Annotated in this window: 22 protein-coding genes and 1 riboswitch; of the genes, 5 read left to right on the top strand and 17 right to left on the bottom strand. The window is 64.7% G+C overall.

Annotated elements, in window-relative coordinates:
- Positions 1-30: 30 nt before the first annotated feature.
- The 11 genes from rsgA to DL237_RS14510 form a co-directional block, all read right to left on the bottom strand.
- Positions 31-1,038, bottom strand: a complete 1,008-nt coding sequence (gene rsgA / locus DL237_RS14560) for a ribosome small subunit-dependent GTPase A (protein WP_119399819.1) — start codon at positions 1,036-1,038, stop codon at positions 31-33.
- A 143-nt stretch (positions 1,039-1,181) separates the two neighbouring features.
- Entirely contained in the window at positions 1,182-1,820 is a 639-nt protein-coding gene (locus tag DL237_RS14555; RefSeq protein WP_119399818.1) for an adenosylcobinamide amidohydrolase, read from the bottom strand.
- On the bottom strand, positions 1,817-2,554 hold the full coding sequence (locus tag DL237_RS14550; RefSeq protein WP_119399817.1) for an ABC transporter ATP-binding protein: 738 nt from the start codon (positions 2,552-2,554) through the stop codon (positions 1,817-1,819). The genes DL237_RS14555 and DL237_RS14550 overlap by 4 nt, the downstream gene beginning before the upstream one ends.
- Complete coding sequence (locus DL237_RS14545) at positions 2,551-3,534, bottom strand: FecCD family ABC transporter permease (protein ID WP_119399816.1); 984 nt, start codon at positions 3,532-3,534, stop codon at positions 2,551-2,553. The genes DL237_RS14550 and DL237_RS14545 overlap by 4 nt, the downstream gene beginning before the upstream one ends.
- On the bottom strand, positions 3,531-4,340 hold the full coding sequence (locus DL237_RS14540) for an ABC transporter substrate-binding protein (RefSeq protein WP_119399815.1): 810 nt from the start codon (positions 4,338-4,340) through the stop codon (positions 3,531-3,533). The genes DL237_RS14545 and DL237_RS14540 overlap by 4 nt, the downstream gene beginning before the upstream one ends.
- Positions 4,340-6,199: a TonB-dependent receptor plug domain-containing protein gene (locus DL237_RS14535; RefSeq protein ID WP_119399814.1), complete on the bottom strand. Its 1,860-nt coding sequence runs from the start codon at positions 6,197-6,199 to the stop codon at positions 4,340-4,342. The genes DL237_RS14540 and DL237_RS14535 overlap by 1 nt, the downstream gene beginning before the upstream one ends.
- 131 nt (positions 6,200-6,330) lie before the next feature.
- A riboswitch (cobalamin riboswitch) is annotated at positions 6,331-6,534 on the bottom strand.
- A gap of 111 nt (positions 6,535-6,645) precedes the next feature.
- A complete protein-coding gene (locus DL237_RS14530) occupies positions 6,646-7,788 on the bottom strand; it encodes an AbrB family transcriptional regulator (protein ID WP_233545013.1) in 1,143 nt (380 codons plus the stop codon).
- A gap of 49 nt (positions 7,789-7,837) precedes the next feature.
- Positions 7,838-8,596 carry an SDR family NAD(P)-dependent oxidoreductase gene (locus tag DL237_RS14525; protein ID WP_119399812.1) on the bottom strand — a complete coding sequence of 253 codons (759 nt, stop codon included), beginning with the start codon at positions 8,594-8,596 and terminating at the stop codon, positions 7,838-7,840.
- Positions 8,597-8,616: 20 nt separating this feature from the next.
- Positions 8,617-9,264: an isochorismatase family protein gene (locus tag DL237_RS14520; protein WP_119399811.1), complete on the bottom strand. Its 648-nt coding sequence runs from the start codon at positions 9,262-9,264 to the stop codon at positions 8,617-8,619.
- 48 nt (positions 9,265-9,312) lie between these two features.
- The gene (locus DL237_RS14515; RefSeq protein ID WP_119399810.1) at positions 9,313-10,176 is read right to left on the bottom strand and encodes an isocitrate lyase/PEP mutase family protein; all 864 of its coding nucleotides are present in this window, start codon (positions 10,174-10,176) and stop codon (positions 9,313-9,315) included.
- Positions 10,177-10,191: 15 nt separating this feature from the next.
- On the bottom strand, positions 10,192-10,974 hold the full coding sequence (locus DL237_RS14510) for a maleate cis-trans isomerase family protein (RefSeq protein ID WP_119399809.1): 783 nt from the start codon (positions 10,972-10,974) through the stop codon (positions 10,192-10,194).
- A 208-nt stretch (positions 10,975-11,182) separates the two neighbouring features.
- Here DL237_RS14510 and DL237_RS14505 point away from each other — a divergent pair, with 208 nt between their 5' ends.
- A complete protein-coding gene (locus DL237_RS14505) occupies positions 11,183-11,953 on the top strand; it encodes a GntR family transcriptional regulator (protein WP_119399808.1) in 771 nt (256 codons plus the stop codon).
- Here the strand turns inward: DL237_RS14505 and DL237_RS14500 are convergent.
- From DL237_RS14500 to DL237_RS14475, 6 genes are read right to left on the bottom strand one after another with little or no spacing between them, the layout of a single operon-like run.
- Positions 11,944-12,843 (bottom strand): MBL fold metallo-hydrolase, encoded by a 900-nt coding sequence (locus DL237_RS14500; protein ID WP_119399807.1) that lies wholly within the window; start codon positions 12,841-12,843, stop codon positions 11,944-11,946. The two genes, DL237_RS14505 and DL237_RS14500, sit on opposite strands and share 10 nt — an antisense overlap.
- Positions 12,843-13,676, bottom strand: a complete 834-nt coding sequence (locus DL237_RS14495) for an SDR family NAD(P)-dependent oxidoreductase (RefSeq protein ID WP_119399806.1) — start codon at positions 13,674-13,676, stop codon at positions 12,843-12,845. Before DL237_RS14495 ends, DL237_RS14500 begins: the two co-directional genes overlap by 1 nt.
- Positions 13,673-14,446, bottom strand: coding sequence for a GntR family transcriptional regulator (locus tag DL237_RS14490; protein ID WP_119399805.1), 774 nt, complete (start codon positions 14,444-14,446; stop codon positions 13,673-13,675). The genes DL237_RS14495 and DL237_RS14490 overlap by 4 nt, the downstream gene beginning before the upstream one ends.
- Positions 14,447-14,466: 20 nt before the next feature.
- Entirely contained in the window at positions 14,467-15,378 is a 912-nt protein-coding gene (locus DL237_RS14485) for a polysaccharide deacetylase family protein (protein WP_119399804.1), read from the bottom strand.
- A 55-nt stretch (positions 15,379-15,433) separates the two neighbouring features.
- Entirely contained in the window at positions 15,434-16,180 is a 747-nt protein-coding gene (locus tag DL237_RS14480; protein WP_119399803.1) for a maleate cis-trans isomerase family protein, read from the bottom strand.
- Between the two features lie 24 nt (positions 16,181-16,204).
- Positions 16,205-17,422, bottom strand: coding sequence for an FAD-dependent oxidoreductase (locus DL237_RS14475; RefSeq protein WP_119399802.1), 1,218 nt, complete (start codon positions 17,420-17,422; stop codon positions 16,205-16,207).
- A 370-nt stretch (positions 17,423-17,792) separates the two neighbouring features.
- Between DL237_RS14475 and DL237_RS14470 the strand changes: the two genes are divergently transcribed.
- Genes DL237_RS14470 through DL237_RS14455 form a run of 4 tightly spaced genes read left to right on the top strand, consistent with a single transcriptional unit; the run spans position 17,793 to position 21,130 of the window.
- Entirely contained in the window at positions 17,793-18,710 is a 918-nt protein-coding gene (locus DL237_RS14470; protein ID WP_119399801.1) for a branched-chain amino acid ABC transporter permease, read from the top strand.
- Complete coding sequence (locus DL237_RS14465; RefSeq protein ID WP_119399800.1) at positions 18,710-19,645, top strand: branched-chain amino acid ABC transporter permease; 936 nt, start codon at positions 18,710-18,712, stop codon at positions 19,643-19,645. The genes DL237_RS14470 and DL237_RS14465 overlap by 1 nt, the downstream gene beginning before the upstream one ends.
- Positions 19,642-20,433 carry an ABC transporter ATP-binding protein gene (locus tag DL237_RS14460; protein WP_119399799.1) on the top strand — a complete coding sequence of 264 codons (792 nt, stop codon included), beginning with the start codon at positions 19,642-19,644 and terminating at the stop codon, positions 20,431-20,433. Before DL237_RS14465 ends, DL237_RS14460 begins: the two co-directional genes overlap by 4 nt.
- Positions 20,423-21,130 (top strand): ABC transporter ATP-binding protein, encoded by a 708-nt coding sequence (locus DL237_RS14455; RefSeq protein WP_119399798.1) that lies wholly within the window; start codon positions 20,423-20,425, stop codon positions 21,128-21,130. The genes DL237_RS14460 and DL237_RS14455 overlap by 11 nt, the downstream gene beginning before the upstream one ends.
- Positions 21,131-21,138 lie beyond the last annotated feature (8 nt).

Genomic DNA, 21,138 nt, shown 5'->3' with positions numbered 1-21,138 from the left:
GCAGGGGGCTGCCGCCGCACCGCGTTTTGCCTAGCGGCGCCAGCCGCGCGGTTTCTGAACCTTGTTGCCCCGTGGACCGGTCTGTACAGGCGTATTGGCGCGGTTTTCGTCCTGAAGCTTGCGCCAGCGTTCCAGCCGGGCGGCATCCAGCGTGCCGGCTGATATCGCGGCCTGAACCGCGCATCCGGGTTCATGCGCGTGGGTGCAATCGCGGAACCGACAGTCGGGGGCCAGCGCGACGATTTCGGCAAACAACATGTCGAGACCGGCAGAGACGTCACTGACGTGCAGGGTGCGCATTCCCGGTGTGTCGATCACCCAGCCTCCGCCAGCGATGGCGTGAAGCGACCTGGACGTGGTGGTGTGGCGACCCTTGGCATCGCCTTCGCGGATGCTGCCTGTCGCCTGTGCATCTTCGTCGGTTTTGCCTGACAGGGTATTCAGCAACGTCGACTTGCCAACCCCCGATGATCCGACCAGCGCAACGGTCTGTCCCGGCCCGCACCAGGGGGCAAGGGTGTCGATCGCGTCGGCCGCTTTGGCGTTCAACGTCACGACAGTCAGACCCGATTGCAGGGCGGCTGCCTGTTCGACATAGCCCGAGGTATCGGTGATCTTGTCTGCCTTGGTCAGAACGATCACGGGGTTCGTGCCTGCCTCGTTGGCGAGGGCCAGGTAGCGTTCCAGGCGGGCTGGATTGAAATCTTCGTTGCACGAGGTGACGATGAACAAAGTATCTATGTTCGCGGCGATCAGCTGGGGTGATCTGCCGCCTTCGGTATGGCGCTGCAACAGCGCCAGCCGTTCGAGGCGGCGGTGCAGCAGATGCGTTTCGGGCTCGACCAGAACCCAGTCACCGACGGCAAAATCGGTGGTGTTGATGTTGGGCGCCAGCGTCAGGCGCTGAGGCCCGTCAATCGACTCCGCCGTCAATCGGCTGCGATGCACCGTGGCAATGCGCATGGCGACCAGCCCGGCCTCTTGCGGGGCGAGCTGTGCGTCGAAAAACGCCGACCAGCCGAGTGTGGCCAACGACATGGGTGCCTGATCTGATGACTTTTTCACGACGACCTGAATGGCGCTGCTGAGGAAGGCTTGCAAGTGTTTACTTGCTCTGACGTGACTTGCGCACGAGCCGGATGTGGGCGCAAGGGGCGCCATGGCCGGCGTCTGGGCCGGCGTCAGGGGCGCGTGGCCGTTGCGGCGCGTGCCCCTGCGGTGACGGCCTCGTAAACCGCGCGCCCGATTGCCTCTCCGGTCGCGGTGTGCAGACCGGCGTAGTGGGTATATCCCTCGGGGCTGGCGACGGCGATGCAATCCGTGCCGGTACCGGTGGATTGCCCGGTTGCAAGGATCGGGCCTGTGTCGATCACCGCTGCCGTGCGGGCCTGTGCGGCAATCGTCATCGCCTCGATCAGCGCAGGCCGGGTCAGTCCGGGCAAGACCCGCACGGCAATATTGATGGTGCCCCAGGTCTGCCCGGTGCGGTCAACCCGGGCGCCGATCCTCTCGGCATTGCTCAACCCGACGGTTGCCACGACCTCGACCTGCACATCTTCGACCGTGGCGCATCTGTGCACGAACGGCCCCAGGTCGCGTGAGGTCAGAAAGCACACCGCATCCGTCGCCTGACGCTCTCGCAGCATGGCGGCCAGCCAGGCAGTCGCGTCAAGATCGGGTGGCAGATCGGCATTGCGCACCTCGCGCCAGAGGATGCGGCTGGCGGTGACAAACCCGGGCCTGTGCGGGGCCCAGGGCAAAACGGTCATCTCTTCGCCCAGGTCAAAATCCAGCCAGGGACGCGACAGGTGAACCGTCATGTCACGCGGCGCAGGGGCTGAAAAACCGGGCCATCCGGGCTGTCGGCGTGAAAGGCGCTGATACCGAATGCCTGCGCAAGATTGGCGGGGGTCAGTACCTCGCCGGGGGGGCCATCTGCCAATACCCCGCCATCGGACAGGATCACCAGGCGCGTGCAGTGGCGCGCTGCAAGGCCAATGTCGTGCAGCGTCAGCATCACGCCCCGGCCCGCTGCGGCAATACCGGCAAAAACTTCCATCGTGGCGATCTGGTGCGCCGGGTCCAACCCGGAGATCGGTTCGTCCGCCATCAACAGCGGCGTTTCCTGCGCCAGCGCGCGGGCAATCAGGGCACGGGCCTGTTCGCCGCCGGACAGGTTCGTGGCACGGCGATTGCGCAAGGGGCCTAGGGCCATGTGGGCCAGAGCCGCTTCCACCGGCGCCTGGGCATTGTCGTCGTGCGGCAGGCGCCCAAGGGCCACGAGGTCCGCGACGGACACGGGCCAGGCGATTTCACGGGTTTGCGGCATCCATGCGGCGGCCCTTGCGCGCGCGTTGGCAGACATATCTGCCAGCGAGCTGTGCCCTGACGCCGGGATCAGGCCAAGGGCTGCGCGCATCAGGGTCGTCTTGCCCACGCCATTGCGGCCGATCAGGCCAACGACCTCGCCGGCGCTGACAGTCAGATTGACATCGGTCAACACGGACCGGCCGCGCAGGTTGACGGACATCTGTGTCAGGGTGAGCAGGGTCATGCCCGTTGCCTCCGGCTGCGCCAGACGAGGTGCAGGAAGAACGGCGCGCCGACCAGCGCCGTCAGGACGCCAAGTTTCAGATCTCGGTCCGGGGCGATCAGCCGCACGGCTATATCGGCGCCGAGCAGCATGGCGGCCCCGCCCAGGGCCGACACCCACAAAAGCGGGCCGGGACGTCCGCCGACGGTTCCCCGCAGCAGGTGCGGCACCACCAGCCCGACAAAGCCTATGGACCCTGCGACGGCGGTTCCTGCCCCTACGACGCAGGCCGTGCCAAGCACGATACGCAGCCGCAGCATTCCCAGGTCGAACCCCATGGCGGCGGCGGCATCCTCGCCAAGTGTCAATGCATCCAGCCCGCGCCCCACACCTGCCAGCAGCGCCAGTCCGACGATCATGAACGGCAGGGCAAGCCAGACGTGCAACATCGAACGATCCGCCAGTGATCCCATCATCCAGAAAATGATCTCGTTCGCGGCGAACGGATTGGGCGACAGGTTCAGAACCAGAGAGGTCAGCGCGCCGGCGATGGCAGAAATGGCAATTCCCCCCAAAATCAGGGTCAGCGTTTCGCCCCTTGGTCCGGTCAGCACGACCAGGATCACGACGGCAAGGACCGCCCCGGCGAGGGCGCTCAGCGGCAGCGCCAGCGCAAAGGCAGCCGACATTCCGGTTTGAATTGCCAGAACGGCACCAAGCGCGGCGCACCCCGAAACGCCCAACAGGCCCGGTTCGGCCAGCGGGTTGCGCAGGTATCCCTGCATCGCGGCCCCAGCCAGGCCCAGGGTGCCGCCGATCATCACCGCCAGTACCATTCTGGGCAGCCGGATTTCCCGCATTACCAGCACCAGCGGGCCATCGCCGCCCGCGACAAGGGCCCGCAGGCCATCGGCAAAGGGCAGATTGGCGGGCCCGATCGAAAGGGATCCGATGGCCAGCAGCGCGACCAGCATCAGGAGGAGGAAAATGGGACGAGTCATTCGATTTCCTGACGCAAGGCGGAAAGGTCGCTGATCGCGCGCAATACATAGGGCGTTCCGCAGAGCCAATCGCTGTCGGTGACTGATCGCGACGCCCGCGCGGCCCGGATCCGGCGCACCACCGGGTGATCCAGGATCTCTTCGGATCGGGACGCGCCCGGATAGGGCTGTCCCGTGATCAGCGCTTCGGGGCTGGCCATCGCCAGAGCCTCTAGCGACATGCGACCACCGCCGCCGTCACCTGCGATATTGGCAAACCCGGCTGTCAGCAGGATTTCCCCCGCCAGTGTCTGATTGCCAGTGGTATAGCCATTCGCATAATACAGTGCCGCCGAGGGGCGACGTCCCGTCCTGGCGCGCAGCGCAGCAAGCCGCGTTTTAAAGTCCGTGATCACTGCATCCGTGGTGTCGCGCTGCCCGATAGCATCCCCAACCAGGCGCAGACGCTCCGCGATATCGGCCAGCCCGTATGCCGGAGGCACGGTGAGCACGGGCACGCCAAGCCGTTTGAGCATCTCGACAGAGGCGCGGGCGGTAAAGGTTCCGGCAATCACCAGGTCGGGCTTGAGCAGCCAGATTTCTTCCGCCAGCCCGTGATTGACAGGATAGCGCATGGCCTCGTCTGCCATGGCCGAGCTTTGTCTGTCACGCGCCAGCGACGACACCGATATCAACTGTCCCGGTGCGGCCAGCAACATGGCCATCTGATCGGTGCACAAGTTCATCGAGACGACGCGCGCAGGTGCCTGCTGGGCCGCAGCCGGAGCCGCGAACGCCAACAGGAGGCACAGCGCGCGCCGCAGCATCAGAAACTGCTCCGCAGTCCGAAATACACCGCTCGGTCCGACGTGCCATATCCGCGCGCCGTCTGGTATTGTTCATCAAGCAGGTTTTCGATCCTGAGGTAGACGTCGCTCTCATCCGATATGGCGTAGCGCACCGAGACATCCGCCGTGGTGTAATCTGGCAGGGATCCCGTGCTGTCGTTCAGCCCCGCAACGTGGCGCACCGACAGCGCGCCGCTGATCTCGGGCGTCAGGTCCGCATTCAGGCGGAGCGCGATGTCGTGCAGGGGAACCCGCGCCAGCCGATCACCCGTCTTGGCATCGCGGCTGTCCGTCCAGGTATAGGCCGCCGAAACCGCGATGCGATCGCTCAGCTGCGACTTGGCCGACAGTTCCAGTCCCTGCATCCAGCTGGTTCCTTCGGTTTGGGTATAGGCATATGTGGCGCGATCATAGCCGATCAGGTCCGTGATCTCGGTACGGAACAGGGTGGCATTGAAACTGCCCGCGCCCAAGCGTTTCTCGATCCCCAGTTCGTAACTGGTCGACGTTTCAGGTTGCAGGTCGGGATTGCCATAGTAGCTGGCGTAGAGTTCGTATGGCGAGGGGGCGCGAAAGCCGGTGCCGACGGCGGCCCGCAGGGTCAGATCCGGGTCCGGCAGCCAGGCCAGCGAAACCCGCCCCGTCGTCGTACCGCCGAACGTGGAATGGTCGTCGTGGCGCAGGACCGTCACCAGCTCCCATTCGTCGGCCAGATGCCAGTCTGCCTGCGCCCAGAGGCCCAGCATGTCATTGGCCCCGGAATCGCCGTCGTTCTTGTAGGATTCGCGGGTGGCGTCCGCGCCGAAGGTCAGGGTCGCGACCGACAGCTCGGTCTGGCCGTGATAGCCAAGGCTCCAGCGTTGCCCGAAATAGGGATATGCAAAGGCACCATAGCTGTTGGTGCCCGAGGAAAGCCGGTCATTCTGATAATATTGCGCCGAAAATTCGTGCTGCACCGCGCCAGCATCGACCCGGGCAAAGGCGCGCAGGCCCAGCTGATCCTTTTCCGACGTTTCGTCGTGTGTCAGGCCATCGACGGGCCCTCCGGAATATTCGTCATACTCTGACTCCGACGTTGCCCAGAAGGCGGCGCCCCCGACTGTCACGGTGTCGGTCAGCTGGTAGTCGCCGGAAAAGCTCAGCCGGGTCGCTTCGTGCCCATCCGCTTCGGTGTTGCCATCGTTCTCGTCGGCGGTCGAGAAGCCGTCGGTGCGGATATGCGACAGCGTCGTCGCGAAACTGCCGCGCGCACCCAGATAGCTGAGGTTATAGGCCAGCTTGGTGGTGTTGTAGCTGCCGTATTCCGTTGCGATGCTTTGGCTCAGGCCGGGTTCTGTCGCCTGGTTGGTGGTGATGTTGATCACGCCGGCAATCGCTTCGGACCCGTAGAGAGCAGACTGCGCGCCTTTCAGGATCTCGATGCGGCTGATCCCTTGGGTGGTGAGCGAGCCAAAGTCGAACGAGACCTGCGTCGAGGCCGGGTCATTCACGTCGATGCCGTCAATATAAACGCCAATGTACCGCCCGTCGGCGCCCCTGATCCGCAGGTTGGTCGACGCGCCGATGCCGCCGTTCCCGCTGAGGCTGATACCGGGAAGGCTGATCAGATAGTCGGCCAGGCGTGTCGTCCCGCTCGATTTCAGGTCTTCTTCGGTTACCACGTCGACGGACGACCCCGTGCGGCTGCGTTCGGTCGTTTCGCCCCTGTTGGCGGTGACGGTGATCGCGTCCAGATCGATTGCATCCTGTGCAATGGCGGTCTGTGACACGGCACCCGTCAGGGCAAGTGTCGTCATGGCTGTGGCGGCGCGCAGTACCGCAAGGCGGGGGGTATTCATGACCCGTCTCCTATGTCTGCCGGTTGTCCGGCATGTTCGATCTGGTCGTTGGAGGGGGTATCCCTGCCTCAGACGGTTGCAAATGCCACCTCTGCGGACAGTCCGCCGTCGCGCGCGCGCCCCGCACGGCAACTGGGTGATCGGCTTCGGCAGGTCTCCTGACTTGCGGGTCGATGCTGGGCCGGGTCTTCCCATCGCGAAACGCGACAGTGACATGTTCCGGCTTCGCTCACCGCTTACAGTTGCGGGGGCAGTCATGGAATTGGGCCGAAACCCGCACCACGTTCCCTATTATCCGGACAGATTTCCGCCGGACCGAAGCGTCCCCGTCTTAGGGGCGTCACCGGCCTCGGGCAAGGGGCAAAATCGTGCCGACCCTAGGGGCCGGGTGCCGTTGACGCAGCGGATTGTGCAGCAGGGGGGGCGCATCGCCCACCAAATCGGTTTCAGGCTGGGTTGGCGTTGCGTGCCGCGAGGCGTCTGGCAAACCAGCGAGAGACGATAGGCCCCGAGATCAGCACCAGGATGAACCGCAAGGTCTGCATCGACATCACGAATGCCATGTCGACATTGCTGGAGGCAGCGATGACCGCGACGGAATCCGCGCCGCCGGGACTGGTCGCCAGATAGGCCGTCAGCGGGTCGATGCCCAGCCACCACGACAAGAGGGCGGCCAGCGCCCCGCAAAGCGTCATCAGCACGATGATCGACATGACCAGCCTGGGCAGCGCTTTCCATGCGTGCACGAGGATTTCGCGGGTAAACCGCAGGCCGATCATCCAGCCGCAAAGGGCAAAGGCGATCACCAGCAGCCAAGGGGGCACGGCAGGATGAACCAGGCCCAGCCCCTGTGCCGCGGCGCCGACCAGCAGCGGCACCAGGAATTCCCCCGCCGGAATGCGCAGGACGCGGGTCACGCCGACCCCCAGAAGCATGAGGCCCATGGTATGCAGAACGCCGGTTTCGAGCGGCGGAAACCAGACGATCGCCGCCGGGGCGACCTCTGGCGCGCCAACCCAGAAACGGGCGACAAGTGACGCACCTGCGGCGACCAGGCCAACCCGAAGATACTGCATGACGGCGACAAGCCGCATATCGGATCCATGCGCCTCGGCCAGAAAGACCATCGCCTGGGCCGCGCCGGGGGTCGATCCCCAGATCGCCGTGGCCCCCGGCAGCACCTGGCGTATCGCCAGCAGGTATCCCAGCGTTGTCGAGACGATGATGACCGAGACGACACCGAACAGGAACACCTGCCAGTTCTGCTGGATATCGCGCAGGGTCTCGGGCGGGATCGTGGTGGCGATCATGACGCCGATGGCGGACTGGGCAATGCCGAACAGGGGGCGCGGGATGGCCATGACGTGAAACGGCCCCGAGCCGCCGGTCGCACCGGTGGCGGCCATCACGATGGCGGCGATCATCGGCCCCAGCAACAAGGCCGCCGGCAGGTGAACAAGTTCCAGCGCCCAGGCCAGCGCCGCAGACAACACCGCAAGCGCCAACCAGACCGAGATCCGCCGTGCCGTGGCGCGGCGGAAACCGGGGTCGCGGAAGGTGTTCGACGTCATATCTGTTTGAATAGTCACGGAAACTCGCGTCAAGGTCAGGTCAGTCGGCAGGCACTGTGCCGCCGTGTCAGGGCATGTAGGCGCCGCCGTTCACCCACAGTACCTGACCTGTCATGAAGCTGGAATCCGGTCCCAGCAAAAAGCGGATCGGGCCAGCGACATCTTCGGGCTGCGCGACGCGCTCCAGTGGCGTCATCGCCTTGTGACGTTCGATATCCAACACGTTTTCGCTGCTTTCGTCCGAACGCCCCGTTCCGCCGCGCAGAAAGGCGGTGTCGACGACGGCAGGGCCGACGGCATTGACCCGCAGACGTGGCGCAAGTTCGAGGGCGAAGGTCTTGGTCAGCGCGATGACCCCGGCCTTGGAGGCCGCGTAGGGCCCGAACCCGGGCCGAATGAAGCTGCCAAGCCCCGAAGAACACAGCACAATCGCGCCGCCGTCACGCAGCAGGGGTGCCACGGCCTTGGTTGCGAGGAAGGTGGAGCGCAGGTTGCCCTGCACGACATCGTCGAAATAGGACGCCGGGGTCTCGCTCAGCGGCTGGATGACCGAGTTCCAGCCCGCAAGATTCACGAAGCCATCAAGGCCGTCTGCATGGCGCACGGAGAGGTCGTCCATCGCCCGGGCGACGCCTGCTTCATCCGCGGCGTCGATCTCTATCCCGTTGATTTTATGCGCTTTCAGAGAGGTCGGAAGGTCCAGGACAGTGACCGTGTGGCCAAGGTTCTGAAGGCTGGCGACCAGGGTGCGGCCGATGCCACCGGCACCGCCGAGGACGGCGATGGTTTTTGGCGCGTGCAGCGCGCCGTTTTCTTGCAGTGCCATGTCCTGGCCTTTCCTTGGGGTCAATTGCCGCCGGAGCGGAGCGAGGCGATATGGGCGAGGATGGTTTCCTCGGAGACCACATCGGCATATTTTGCGTTCATATCGAACAGGTTAGCATCGTGTGGGCCAGGGTGACGGTCGCCGCAGGCATCTGAAACCACCGTTGTGATGAACCCATGGCTCATCGCGTCGACGCAGCTGGCGCGGATGCAACCCGAGGTGGTCAGACCCGCCAGGATCACGTTGTCGATACCCATGGCGGTCAGCATCGGGGCAAGGGACGTGCCGAAAAAGGCCGACGGATAATGCTTGGTCACGATGACTTCGTTGTCTTGGGGCACCAGCCCGTCGGCAAAGGCGGCGGTGCTGCGGCCCTTGATAAAGGCCGATAAAGGCTTGGCTTTTTGCCAGAAACGCCCGCCTGTCAGACCCGTGTCGTCGGGATAGCTGACCTCGGTCAGGATCACCGGAAGGCGCGCGGCGTGGGCGGCGGCGCGGATGCGCAGCGCGGAGGCGAGGGCGGTGCGGCACCCCTCGCCCCCATAGAGCGGGCAGTCGGGGTCGAAGTAGCCCTGGGCGAAGTCGACCAGCACCAGCGCGGGGCGCGCGCCGAAGCCTGCGGAGCCGCCATAGGCCCGGGCGTAGTTGTCTGTCAGGTCGTCGGTCATAACGTCGGTATCCTGTCGGTATCGAAGCGGTGTCGGAGCGGTGTCTGGTCAGTCGATTTCGGGAAAACGGCGTTCGAAGGCCCAGACGTCCTCGAACCCGACAAGGGTGTTGAAATCGGAAAAGGAATGCATCGGGATCGCCTCGGTGGTTTCGCCATGGGCCAGCAGGTCGGCGTAGGCCGCCGTCAGCGCCGCACCGACAGCGAGGAAGCCGGTGGCAGGGTGAATGGCGAGGGCATAGCCCAGATCGGCCAGCGCCTCGGCGGTCAGGATCGGGGTGCGGCCGCCTTCGACCATGTTGGCCATCAGGGGGCGGTCGATCTCGTCGGCAATGCGGCGCATCTCTTCGGGGGATTCCGGGCTTTCGACAAAGACGATGTCGGCCCCGGCGGCGGCATAGGCCTTGCCCCGGCGGATCGCCTCGTCAAGGCCGAGGGTGGTGCGGGCATCGGTGCGGGCGATGATCAGGAAATCATCCGAGCGGCGACTGTCGACCGCGACCTCGACCTTGCGCACCATATCCTGCATCGCGACGACACGGCGGCCGGGGGTATGGCCGCATTTCTTGGGAAACTCCTGATCCTCGATCTGAATGGCGGTGACGCCCGCGTCCTCATACCCCTGCACGGTGTGGCGCACGTTCAGCAGGCCGCCATAGCCGGTGTCGGCATCGGCGATGATCGGGGTGTCAGCCCGTTTCACCATCTGGGAAATGCGGCCCAGCATTTCGGTATAGGTGGCAAGGCCCGCGTCCGGCAGCCCGAGGTGAGAGGCAACGGTGCCGTAGCCGGTGACGTAGAGCGCGGGAAACCCGGCGCGATCCGCAATCAGGGTCGAGATCAGGTCGAAGACACCGGGAGCGAGGATGAAGTCGCCCGAGGTGAGCTTTTGTCGGAGTGCGGGGTTGGCCATGGGGACTGCTCCTGATCAGGTGAATGCGCCGGACAGCAGGCGCCCGGCTCCGGTTATTTTTTCGCCTGTCAGGCCCGCTGCGTTCAGGGCGGCAAACAGGGTCGCGGTGTTCGAGGACACGACCGGTACGCCCAGTTCCGCCTCAAGCGCGGGAATGATCGGCAGCGTCGGGAAGTCGGTACACGAGAGGAGCAGGGCATCGGACCCGTGGACAAAGGCGCGGCGCGCGTGGGCCATCACCTGATCCAGAGGTGTCTGCGCGATCAGCGAATATTCCGCAGGGCCGTTTGCCCCCAGGCCGAGGCCCGAAATCGACAGCGCCTCGATGCCGTGATCGGCCAGAAAGTGCGCCTCGTGGTCATTCAGGGCATCGTGATAGGGGGTGGCCACGCTGATCCGGGTCGCGCCGAGGGCCGTGAGCGCATCGATGATCGCGGCGGCGGTGGTGACAACGGGGATTTGGTTGCGCGCCGTCAGGTCATTGGGCAAGGCAGCGGCAGGGGTGATCATCGACCCCGCGGTGCAGGCATAGGCCACCACGTCGACGTCAGCCGCCGCCAGCATGGCAATCGCGGCATCAAGGTCATCATGCAGGGATTGCAGGCCCGCCGGGCTGGTCGTGTCGGCGTGCAGACGCATCCGGTGGCTGTGGCTGGTGACCCCCATCGGGATCATGCGCGCCCATTCCGCCTCGTTCACGGTATTGGTGGGCGGCGTGATCAGCCCGAGCCGCCCACGTGTGCCGTAGGAGGAGGCGCGGCGCGCAATGCGGCGAGAAGAGGCGAGAGGCGCAGGCATTATCGTGTTTCCGGTGACGACGGGATGGTGGTCACCCCTTGTCCGTTCAAATATTTCATGGCGATATTTAAATGTCCATATCTATTGGGCGCGCGTGTTCAAGATTGTGCAGGAAAAGGGGACAGGCTGGACTAAATGGTCAAAATAAGCAGAGACTCCTGTAGGTTGCAGCAGGTAGAGGTAGGCCATTGCAAGGTACGAGGCGCTGATGTCCGGAAATTCGTCTGATAAACTGACCTCCGGTGGTGAGGGGGCAGGGCCGCGCTATGCGCGCATCCAGCGCATTCTGGAAACGCGGCTGCGCGACGGCACCTATCCGATCGGGTCGCTGATGCCGACCGAGGTGGAGCTTTCGGCGGAATTCGACACCTCGCGCTTTACCGTCCGTGAGGCGCTGCGCAACCTGACGGACAACGGTTTTGTCGAGCGTCGTCAGGGCCTTGGCACGCGGGTGATTTCGACCCAGCCGCAGGTGCGCTACAGCCAGACCTTCGACAGCCTGCAGGAGCTGTTCCAGGTTGCGGTGGAAACCTACTATGTCGTGCTGGGCAGTGAGGTGATTACACTGGACAAGGCGCTGGCGCAGATTGTCGGCGGCAAGCCGGGCGAGGCATGGACCCGCGTGAACGGTGTCCGCTGGACCCGTCCGGGGGGGCGGCCGCTGGCCTATATCCAGAGCTATGTTCCGGCGGCCTTCGCCCATCTGGTGCCGCAGTTTCAGGACTATAACGGCCCGTTCTTCAACCTGCTTGAGAGCCATTCGGTGGTGCCGATCGACGAATGCGAGCAGGAGATCAGCGCCGCCCCGATGCCCGAGGCCGCGCAAAGGCTGCTGGGCCTGGCCCCGGGTGCCATCGCGCTGCAATTGCTGCGCCGCTACCGGACGTCCGAAGGGGTTCTGATCACGTCGTGCAACTGGCACCCGGCCGAGCAGCTGAGTTACAAGATGCGTATTCGCCGGAACCGCGGTCAATCCTGAAGCCATAGCGGCTGCCATGTGTCGTGCCCGTTGTCATGCCGGGGCAGCGGGCGGAACGCCATGGCGTGCCGCAGGTGCGCGGGGATGATGTAGCTGCCGGTATCGCTGGCGTCTTGCAGCAGCTGACGCCGCGTGCGGGCCGCAAGGGCGCGGTCATGGCAGAACTGCGATGTCCAGTCGGGCCGCACCAGCTGCGCCGGGTTGTGGATGGCATCGCCGCAAAAGATCGCGCGTGTGCCCCCGCCCTGCACGACAAGGCCGAGCTGTCCGGGCGAATGGCCACTGAGGTCGGTTGCGTCAAGCCTGGCGGGCGCCAGCTGCATCTTGCCGCCGAGGTCCGCGCCATCGTCCACGACGTCGACGCAGCCGGCCTCGAGCAGGGGGGCGACACTGTCGGTGAAGGCACCGTGGTTGGCCGCGGCGTGGGTTTGCCAGTGGGCCAGCTCGGTCCTGCCCACCAGGTAGCGGGCGTTGGGAAAGGTCGGCACCCAGCGGCCATCCTCAAGCCGGGTGTTCCAGCCGACGTGATCGGCGTGCAGGTGGGTGCAGAAGACCACATCGACATCGGCGGGCGTGACGCCGTGCGCGGCCAGCCGGGCCAGATAGCCGGTGTCGGCGCGCATGTGCCAGTCGGCACGGTTGGGGCGGTGCTTGTGTTCGCCGACGCAGCTGTCGATCAGGATCACGCGACCGCCGATGCGCAACAGGTGGCTCTGCACGCCCAAAAGCACCTCGGCCCGGTCGAAATCGACGTGATGCGGGGCCAGCCAGCCGCGCGCCGTGGCCAGCGTGCCGAGCTGCGCGTCGGGGAACAGGAAGTCGAGCGGCAGTCGGAACGGGTCGATGTCGATCACCCGTTCGACACTGGCATGGGGGCCGAGGGCGACCATTACATGATTTCCGGCTTGTCGACATGGCGGCAGCGGGCGGCGGCGGCGGCCTCGGCATCAGGCAGGTCGGGGTTCCAGTGGCGGGCGATGAAACGCGCGCCGGTGACGCCGTCGGACCCCGCGCCACACAGCCAGACGATGGCGCGGCGCATGATCGCGGCCGAGAGCAGATTGCCGTCGGCCCCCTTTTTCTGCGCCGACGGGGGGAGCAGATCGGTGTCCGCCGCGCCGCCGGGCAGGTAGACATTGACCGTGACGCCGGTGCCGTCGAGATCCTGCGCCCAGACGCGCGAGGCGGCTTCGAGCGCGGCCTTGGACGGGCCATAGGGCGCATAGCCACGCCGCACCATGGTCTGATCGGAGGTCGAGATATTGATGATCTTGCCCGCGCCCTGCGCCAGCATCTGCGGCGTGGCAAAGCGCGCCATGTTGAAGGGGCCATTGACGTTGGCGGCGATGATCGCGGCCCAGGCCTCCGGCGTGGCGTCCCAAAAGCGTGTCGGGACGGTATTGAAGGTTTCGGAAATCGCGCGCATCCCGATCCCGGCATTGTTGATCAGCACGTCAATCGCGCCAAAGCGGTCAATCGCTGCGGTCACGGCGGCCTGGCATTGCACCGGGTCGGCCACGTCGCAGGCCAGCGCCAGCGTTTCGGCACCCAGTTGCGCAACTTGGGCGCGCGCGTCTTGCAAGGCGGCGCCGTCGGTGCGACCCAACAGAACCAGATTTGCCCCGGCCTGCGCCAGTTCCAGCGCCATTTCGCGCCCAAGGCCGCGTGAAGCGCCTGTGACGATGGCGGTCTTGCCGCCAAGCGGGCGGGTGGTGGATGTCATTTGGGATCTCCGAAAAAGCCGCCGTGCGCAGGGGTGCCGAGGCTGTTTGCCATCGCCCGTGTCAGGGCGTCTTCGGCATTTTGGCGCGCCGTCGCCTCGGGCGAGTCGTCCTGCGGGCGGGTGGGTTTGGCAGACAGGATATGCCCCATCATCGCGGATTCCGCCCAGGCCTCGTCCCGGTTGCGAAAGGCCGCGAGGATATCGCGGTGCTGGGCATTCGAGCGGGATGAATCAATCGGCTGATCGCAATAGGCGCGCTTGATCGTGACCAGGGGCAGGGCAAAGACCTGCCGCGTGACCGACCGCAACTGCGCCGAGCGCGTGGCGCGCAGGATGGCGTCGTGAAACTGGGTGTTCAGATCGTGAAAGATGATCGGGTCGCGGGCCTCCTCGGCGTCCATGCGCAGGATCAGGTCCTGCATGTGCGCCATCTCCTCGGTCGTGATCTTGCGGGCGGCGATCCGGGCCAGGTAGGATTCGATCCGGGCCCGCAGCTCGAACACGACCGAGACTTCCTCGTAGGAGAAATTGGCCACGAAACGGCTGCGCCGTTCGGACAGGGCCAGCCCCTCGGCGGTCAGGCGTTGCAGCGCCTCGCGCACGGGGGTGCGCGAGGAATTGCACATCTCGGCCAGCTGGTTTTCCGCCAGATGGGCGCCGGGGCGCAATTCGCCGGACAGGATCGCGGCGCGGATCACATGATAGGCGCGATCGGCCGGTTTCATCTGGGCCAGTGCGTCGGCGTCCATTTCCGTTTCCCTGTCCGTCATGCGGTCCCTTTCGCGCGGTCTTATCCGATGTGCGACGCGTGGTTTTCGGCGTACCAGTCCGCCAGCTCTTCGCGGGTGGCGAACCAGATGTCGTCGAATTGCTTGGCATAGCGGATGAAATCACGGATCGCGCGGATCCGGAATGGCTGACCGATGACATGGGGGTGCAGGCCGATGTTCATGAACCGGCCCGAACCGCTGTCCGTCGCCTCTTGCCGCAGCCAGTCGAATTGTTCCTGGAACACCCGCGCGGCGCCGTCGACGTCCATGCCCTGACGCATGAAGACGGTGAAATCGTTGACCTCGGAGGTATAGGAGATCGAGACCAGCGGTCGGCCACTTTCGGTCTGGATCATGTAGGGCTGGTCGTCGTTGAGCAGGTCGGTGAAGAAGGTCAGCCCCTCTTCCGCCAGGATGTCTGCGGTGTTGAGGGTAGAGCGCAGCGAGGAAGACAGCCAGCCCTTGGCGGGTTTGCCGACGACATCCGCATAGACCTTCAGCGTTTCGCGGATGACGGCGCGTTCCTTTTCCTTGTCCTTGGCGAAATCGGTCAGCAGATCGGACTGGACATAGTTATGGGGGATCACCTCGTATCCACGGGCAACGGCGGCATCGATCACGGCGCGCCGTTCCAGCCCCATCTTGGCGTTCATGGTGCAGGAGGTCGGCACGCCTTCGGCTGCGAAGACATCGAACATGCGCCAGACGCCGACGCGCTGGCCATATTCGCGCCATGTCCAGTTCGGGTTGTCATAGACATCGCCGCCCAGCGTGCCGCCGACGATGCCGGGGCCACCGGGGTAGTAGGGCGCGGGATCGTCGCGTTCCTGATCCCAGTATTCAAGGTTGGTGGTCAGGATCACCGCCAGCTTCTTGCCGTTCGGCCAGATCAGGGGGTTTCGGTCGGGAAGGGGGACGAAGTCGTAGTGCATGGCGGTCTCTTGATCTGAAGGGATGAGGGGCGGGCAGGGGCGCTGCCCGCAAGCGTCAGTAGTGGCTGAGCAACGAGCCGTAGCCCTGCACCTTGTCCTGGATGCCGTTCATGCGCAGCGCGTGCCAATAGGTGGCGGTGTTGATCGCGATGACGGGCTTATCCAGCCAGAATTCGGCGATCCCGCCGACGCGGGCCATGGCAAGGTTGGTGCCGGCCTGCACGATGGCCTCGACCGAGGGGTCGTTCACCTCGTTGATGGCGTCGCGCAGGGTCTTTTCGGTTTCATGCGCGATCAGCATCGGGCTGGTGCATTTCAGGCCTTTCACGGTGACGACCTCGTACCCGCAGTCGGTGAAGAACTTGCGCACCTGTTCGTCGCCGATGGGCATGTAGGGGGTCACGACCGCGATGCGCTTGACGTCGCCAAAGCATTTCAGCGCGTTCTGGCAGGCGTCCGATCCCATGGCGACGTTCATGCCGGCGCGGGCCTCGACCTCGGCCTTGAGGCTGTCGGCGCGGTCCTTGCCATCCCAGAAGGTTTCGGCGGACATGCCCATGATCATGGCATCGGGTGAGCAGGTCTTGACGGCGTCGATGGCGTTCATCGTCTCGGCCCGGATGCGCATCACCAGTTCGTTGAAATCCTCGTCCGAATGCACCGGGTCGTCGGGGATGACGATACGCGAGAAGTGGTTGGTCACGCCAACCGGGCGCATGTCGTCGAATTCCGGCTGGACAGAGGTGTTGGTCGAGGGCGCGATCACGCCGAATTTCATGCGGTAGCCAAGGCTGTCGGTCATTTTGGGGGTCCTCACGGGCAGGGGTCAGGCGAGCGCTTCGACGTCGCGCAGGGATTGGATCATCGACGATTGCAGCATGAACTGGCGGTGCCGCACGGGGTCGGCCACCACGGCGCGCATGTCGTCGTGATAGGCGGCGCGGGCGGCGGGGTCGGTTTCGGCCATCATGCGACGGTTGCGGATCGACTGGGATTGCACCGTGTCGATACAGGCCTTGCGGCGCTGCTGGTCATAAAGGTCGAGCAGGTCGAGCGCGGCCTCTCCACGCCAGACACGGGCCAGCTTGTCTACCAGGTTGACCGCGTCATGCACGCCGCCGTTCATGCCCATGCCGCCCAGCGGATTGTTCAGGTGCGCCGAATCTCCGGCCAGGAAAACGCGCCCCTTTACATAGGTTTGCGCGACGCGCTGGTGCACGCGGTAGGCGGTGGCGTGAACGACTTCATAGGGCGTATCCTTGGGGCACAGCGCTTGCAGGCGGGTCTCCATCAGCGCCGGGTCCTTGATCTGGGCCTCGCTCATGTCGGGGTCGGTGGGCAGCAGGACGCGCCACAGGCTGGGCGTGCGCAGCAGCACCGCCCATTCCCGCGGGTCGGTCAGATAGGCAATGGGGGCGAGGTCGGGCATCGCCTGCTGAAAGTCGAACTCGGTCGACATCGACAGGAATATCTCGGGTATGGTCATGCCTTCGAACGGGATCTCAAGCGTCTTGCGCAGCGCCGAATGCGCACCATCCGCCGCGATCACGTAGTCGGCAGCCATCGTTTCGACGCGGCCATCGTCGTGTTCGACGGTCAGGGTCACGCCGTCGTCGTCCTGCGACAGCGCAGTGGCGCGCCGATTGTACAGCAGTTCCGCCAGGTCGCTGGCCTCAAGCAGGTCGCGCAGCGCCTGCGTCAGCTTCCATTGTTCGCATTGCAGGCGGTAGGGGTGGTTGGTGTCGTCCTTCAGCACCCCGAGGTCATAGGTCGCGACGACACCTTCCTCGCGGTCCCGGAACTGCCAGTGCGGGCAGACAAGACCACGTTCGATCAACCCCTCGGTGACGCCGAACCGGTCCAGCATGTCGAGGGTCGGCGGATGGAAGGTCGAGGCACGCAGGTCTTCGGGCAGGTCGGGCGTCTTTTCGATGATGGTGACCGGGATGCCTTCTTCGACCAGGGAACATGCCGCGACCAGGCCGACCGGACCCGCGCCGACGACGATTACCCGTCGCGACCTTGCGTCTTTGCTGTGTGTCATCGCGATTCGCTTCCTTCCGAGGTGATGTGCGTTCCGTAATTTCAGGCTCAAATGTGCACATATTGTCAGTACAAATCAACTTTGAAAATGCAGTCGAGCCCGCCAATCCACCGTGGAGGCGCGGTTGCAGGATAGATGGCGACGCTTAGATCCAGGCCGCAACTCTCAAAAATTCTGCGCAAAACGCTGATTTCGACGCATTTTGCCCAATATTAGGGCAAATATACCCGGCAGAGTCAGAAATGTTTTTGTCCTGCGCCGAAGAGTGGCTGGACCGATGCCGCTTTTTGATGTTCAAATTTGTCCAGTCCAAATTAAATTGAGAGCGTGATATGTATACCGAAACTTACAGCAACCTGGGTGCTGCCCAATGTTGCTAGTCCAGCAGATCGTGAACGGCCTGATGGTGGGGTCCGTCTATGTGACAGTTGCGGTCGCCTTTACGCTGACGATAAGCATCCTGAATTTTCTCAACTTCACGATCCCGACGCTGTTCATGGTGGCGGGGATGGTGGGCTGGGGGCTGGCGTATTTCGGGCTGCCATTCGGGCTGAGCGGACCTTTGGCCTGGCCGCTGGCACTGGCCGTCGGGGGGCTGGCCTCGGTCCTGTGTTCGCTGCTGGTCGAACGTTTCACGTTTCGCTACATGCGCACCCGCCACGGCGATTCCACCGAACATGCCATTCCGCTGGTGTCGTCCCTCGGGTTTCTGCTGATCCTCGAAAACCTCATCCGGATTTTCTATGGGTCGGATTCACAGCGCTTTCCCGGCCCGTCGTCTGATCTGACGGCGCAGATTGGCGGTATTTTCGTACGCATTCCGCAGCTTGTCAGCTTTGCCATCGTCATGCTGCTGATCCTGGGGCTGGTCTGGATGATGAAATCCACCCGGATTGGGCGCGGGCTGCGCGCCATCGCGGAAAACCCCGATGCGGCGTCGATCCTGGGGGTCGAACCGAACAGGATCGTACCGGTCGTCTTCATGTTGACGGGGCTGCTGTGCGGCCTTGCGGGGGCATTGTTCGCGGTGAACTACGGCGAAGTCAGCCCGCAGATGGGCGAAGACATCGGCTCCAAGGCCATCGCGGGGATGGTCGTCGGTGGCCTCGGTTCGCTCTGGGGGGCCGTCGCGGGCGGCATCATCGTCGGGCTGGTCGAGATGCTGACGATCCACTTTTTCGGCGCGGATGCGGTGCAGGTCGCCGTCTGGGGCGCGCTGTTGGTCACGCTGCTGATGCGGCCACAGGGCCTGTTCGGCCACAATGCCATCGGCAAGGGGAAATTGTGATGAGCGGTTACTGGATCGGGATCATCACGATCCTGGCGATCAATATCGTCTTTGCCTACGGGATCTTCCTGGCGGTCGCCACCGGCCAGCTGAACCTTGGCGGGGCCGGGTTTCAGGCAATCGGGGCCTATTCCGCCGCCTGGCTGTCGGCCGAAATGGGGATGCCGCTGTACGTGACGATCCCGGCATCGATCCTGGTGACAGGGCTGATCGGCTTTGCCTTCGCCTTTCCGATACTGCGGCTGAAGGGTGTGTATCTGGTGCTCGGTACATTTGCCTTTGCCGAGGTGGTGGTGGGGATCATCATCAACTCGGATGCGCTCGGCGGGGCGATGGGGCTGCCTGTGCCCGACTATATCGACTGGCCCGTGCCCGTTGCCGGGGCCGTCGTGGCGGCGTTGATCTGTTTCTACATCATGTCGACCCGGCTGGGGCTGGTCGTGCGCGCGGTGCATGACGACGACGTGGTTTCGGACCTGATGGGCGTCGATGTGCGCATGGTGCGTGTCGCCATGTTTGCCCTTGGCGCCGGGCTGGCCGGGCTGTCGGGCGGATTGTACGCCCATGCCTATACCTATGTCGAAGTGCAGACCTTCAATTCCGCCCTATCGATCTACGTGCTGTTGTACGTGCTGCTGGGCGGGGCGCAAACGCCGTGGGGGCCGATGGTGGGGGCTGCGTTCTTTACGCTGGTTCCGGAACTGCTGCGCAATCTGCTGCCGCAGATGAAGGTCGCGGTTATGTCGGTGTTCGGGGTCGAGGGCGCGGTGACGCCGCCTGACGAAAGCTGGCGTTTCGTGCTGCTGGGTGTCGTGACCGTGCTGATGATGGTGTTCCGCTCCGAAGGGCTGGTGACGCGGCAGCTGGTCGAACGGCTGTCGCATCCGTTCCGCCGCCGTTCCTCCAACGCGACCCAGAAGGAGGCCGAGGCATGAGCACCGTACCCCTTTTGTCGGTCGAGAACCTGTCGATCTCCTTCGGGGGGCTGAAGGTGATCGATGACGTCAGTTTCACGCTGGAACAGGGGGGCCGGCTGGCGCTGATCGGTCCCAATGGCGCGGGCAAGACGACGATCTTCAACCTGCTGTCCGGGGTCTATCGCCAGGATGCCGGCCATGTCCGCCTGGGCGGGCAGCTGATCGACACCGTGCCCAGCCGCCAGCGCATCGGGTTCGGCATGGCGCGCAGTTTTCAGAACATCCGCCTGATGCCGCACCTTGGCGTGGTGGAAAACGTCATGCTGGGGCAGCATTCGCGCGCCGATCGCCCCGGTGGGCTGTTGGCGCCGCTGTCGTTCCTTGGCCGATCGAAAGCGCGGGCCGAGGCGGAGGCGCTGCTGGCCGAGATGGGCATCGAGGTCATGCCGGGGCAGGACGTGTCGACCCTGCCCTATGGCATCCGCAAGAAGATCGAGCTGGTGCGCGCCCTGGCCGCGCGCCCCAGGCTGCTGCTGCTGGACGAACCCGCAGCCGGGCTGAACGGGGCCGAGACGGAGGAGCTGATGGCCTTCCTCGACCGGATCTCGGCCAGTGGGGTGACGCTGCTGGTGGTCGAACACGACATGGGACTGGTGCGGTCGCTGTGCACGCGCGCGGTCGTGCTGAACTTTGGTCGCAAGATCTACGATGGTCCGACCGCCGAGGTGCAGCGCGATCCCTTGGTGCTGGAGGCCTACCTGGGCCCGCGCCATTCAGACAAATCGGAGGCGAGCGATGTTGCTTGAAGTCAGGGATCTCGAGGTCACCTATGGCCGCACAAGGGCGGTTCAGGGGGTTTCCTTCGGCGTGGCCCAGGGCGAGATCGTGACCGTCCTGGGCGCAAATGGCGCGGGCAAGACCTCGCTCTTGCGGGCGTTGCATGGCGCACGCAAACCGCAGGGCGGGCAGATCCTGTTCGACGGAGAGGACATGACCACGCTGACGCCGGCTGCGCGGGTGGCCCGTGGCATGGCGCTGGTGCCCGAAGGCCGGCAGATCTTCGTGTCGATGACGGTCGAGGAAAACCTGCTGATGGGGGGGTACATGCGCCGCGACGACGCCGTGCATGGCGACCTTGCCGCGATCTATGACCGGTTTCCCAACCTCGCGGAACGGCGGCACATGAAGGCGACCGTCCTGTCGGGGGGCGAACAGCAGATGCTGGCCCTGGGGCGCGCGCTTGTGTCCCGCCCCCGGCTGATCATGCTGGACGAGCCATCGCTGGGCCTGTCGCCGCTGTTCGTGGAAAAGCTGTTCGACCTGATCCGGGAGCTGAACCGCGACGGGATCTCGATCCTGCTGGTGGAACAGAACACGCATATGGCGCTGGAGGTTGCCGCACGCGGTGTCGTGCTGGAACTGGGGCGCGAAATGCTGTCCGGGCCTGCCGCCGAACTGGCGGCAAACCCGCACCTTGCCGAAGCCTACCTGGGGGCGGCCTGATCCGCACC

Source organism: Pseudooceanicola sediminis (genome assembly GCF_003575965.1).
Taxonomy (GTDB): domain Bacteria; phylum Pseudomonadota; class Alphaproteobacteria; order Rhodobacterales; family Rhodobacteraceae; genus Pseudooceanicola; species Pseudooceanicola sediminis.
Note: the sequence above shows the minus strand (reverse complement) of the source record. Positions and strands in the feature narration are given on the sequence as shown.

Excerpts from the sequence above, each read along its gene's own strand:
- rsgA (WP_119399819.1), bottom strand. The coding sequence starts at position 1,038 with ATGTCGTTGGCCACACTCGGCTGGTCGGCGTTTTTCGACGCACAGCTC.
- DL237_RS14555 (WP_119399818.1), bottom strand. The coding sequence starts at position 1,820 with ATGACGGTTCACCTGTCGCGTCCCTGGCTGGATTTTGACCTGGGCGAA.
- DL237_RS14550 (WP_119399817.1), bottom strand. The coding sequence starts at position 2,554 with ATGACCCTGCTCACCCTGACACAGATGTCCGTCAACCTGCGCGGCCGG.
- DL237_RS14545 (WP_119399816.1), bottom strand. The coding sequence starts at position 3,534 with ATGACTCGTCCCATTTTCCTCCTCCTGATGCTGGTCGCGCTGCTGGCC.
- DL237_RS14540 (WP_119399815.1), bottom strand. The coding sequence starts at position 4,340 with ATGCTGCGGCGCGCGCTGTGCCTCCTGTTGGCGTTCGCGGCTCCGGCT.
- DL237_RS14535 (WP_119399814.1), bottom strand. The coding sequence starts at position 6,199 with ATGAATACCCCCCGCCTTGCGGTACTGCGCGCCGCCACAGCCATGACG.
- DL237_RS14525 (WP_119399812.1), bottom strand. The coding sequence starts at position 8,596 with ATGGCACTGCAAGAAAACGGCGCGCTGCACGCGCCAAAAACCATCGCC.
- DL237_RS14520 (WP_119399811.1), bottom strand. The coding sequence starts at position 9,264 with ATGACCGACGACCTGACAGACAACTACGCCCGGGCCTATGGCGGCTCC.
- DL237_RS14515 (WP_119399810.1), bottom strand. The coding sequence starts at position 10,176 with ATGGCCAACCCCGCACTCCGACAAAAGCTCACCTCGGGCGACTTCATC.
- DL237_RS14510 (WP_119399809.1), bottom strand. The coding sequence starts at position 10,974 with ATGCCTGCGCCTCTCGCCTCTTCTCGCCGCATTGCGCGCCGCGCCTCC.
- DL237_RS14505 (WP_119399808.1), top strand. The coding sequence starts at position 11,183 with ATGTCCGGAAATTCGTCTGATAAACTGACCTCCGGTGGTGAGGGGGCA.
- DL237_RS14500 (WP_119399807.1), bottom strand. The coding sequence starts at position 12,843 with ATGGTCGCCCTCGGCCCCCATGCCAGTGTCGAACGGGTGATCGACATC.
- DL237_RS14495 (WP_119399806.1), bottom strand. The coding sequence starts at position 13,676 with ATGACATCCACCACCCGCCCGCTTGGCGGCAAGACCGCCATCGTCACA.
- DL237_RS14490 (WP_119399805.1), bottom strand. The coding sequence starts at position 14,446 with ATGACGGACAGGGAAACGGAAATGGACGCCGACGCACTGGCCCAGATG.
- DL237_RS14485 (WP_119399804.1), bottom strand. The coding sequence starts at position 15,378 with ATGCACTACGACTTCGTCCCCCTTCCCGACCGAAACCCCCTGATCTGG.
- DL237_RS14480 (WP_119399803.1), bottom strand. The coding sequence starts at position 16,180 with ATGACCGACAGCCTTGGCTACCGCATGAAATTCGGCGTGATCGCGCCC.
- DL237_RS14475 (WP_119399802.1), bottom strand. The coding sequence starts at position 17,422 with ATGACACACAGCAAAGACGCAAGGTCGCGACGGGTAATCGTCGTCGGC.
- DL237_RS14470 (WP_119399801.1), top strand. The coding sequence starts at position 17,793 with ATGTTGCTAGTCCAGCAGATCGTGAACGGCCTGATGGTGGGGTCCGTC.
- DL237_RS14465 (WP_119399800.1), top strand. The coding sequence starts at position 18,710 with ATGAGCGGTTACTGGATCGGGATCATCACGATCCTGGCGATCAATATC.
- DL237_RS14460 (WP_119399799.1), top strand. The coding sequence starts at position 19,642 with ATGAGCACCGTACCCCTTTTGTCGGTCGAGAACCTGTCGATCTCCTTC.
- DL237_RS14455 (WP_119399798.1), top strand. The coding sequence starts at position 20,423 with ATGTTGCTTGAAGTCAGGGATCTCGAGGTCACCTATGGCCGCACAAGG.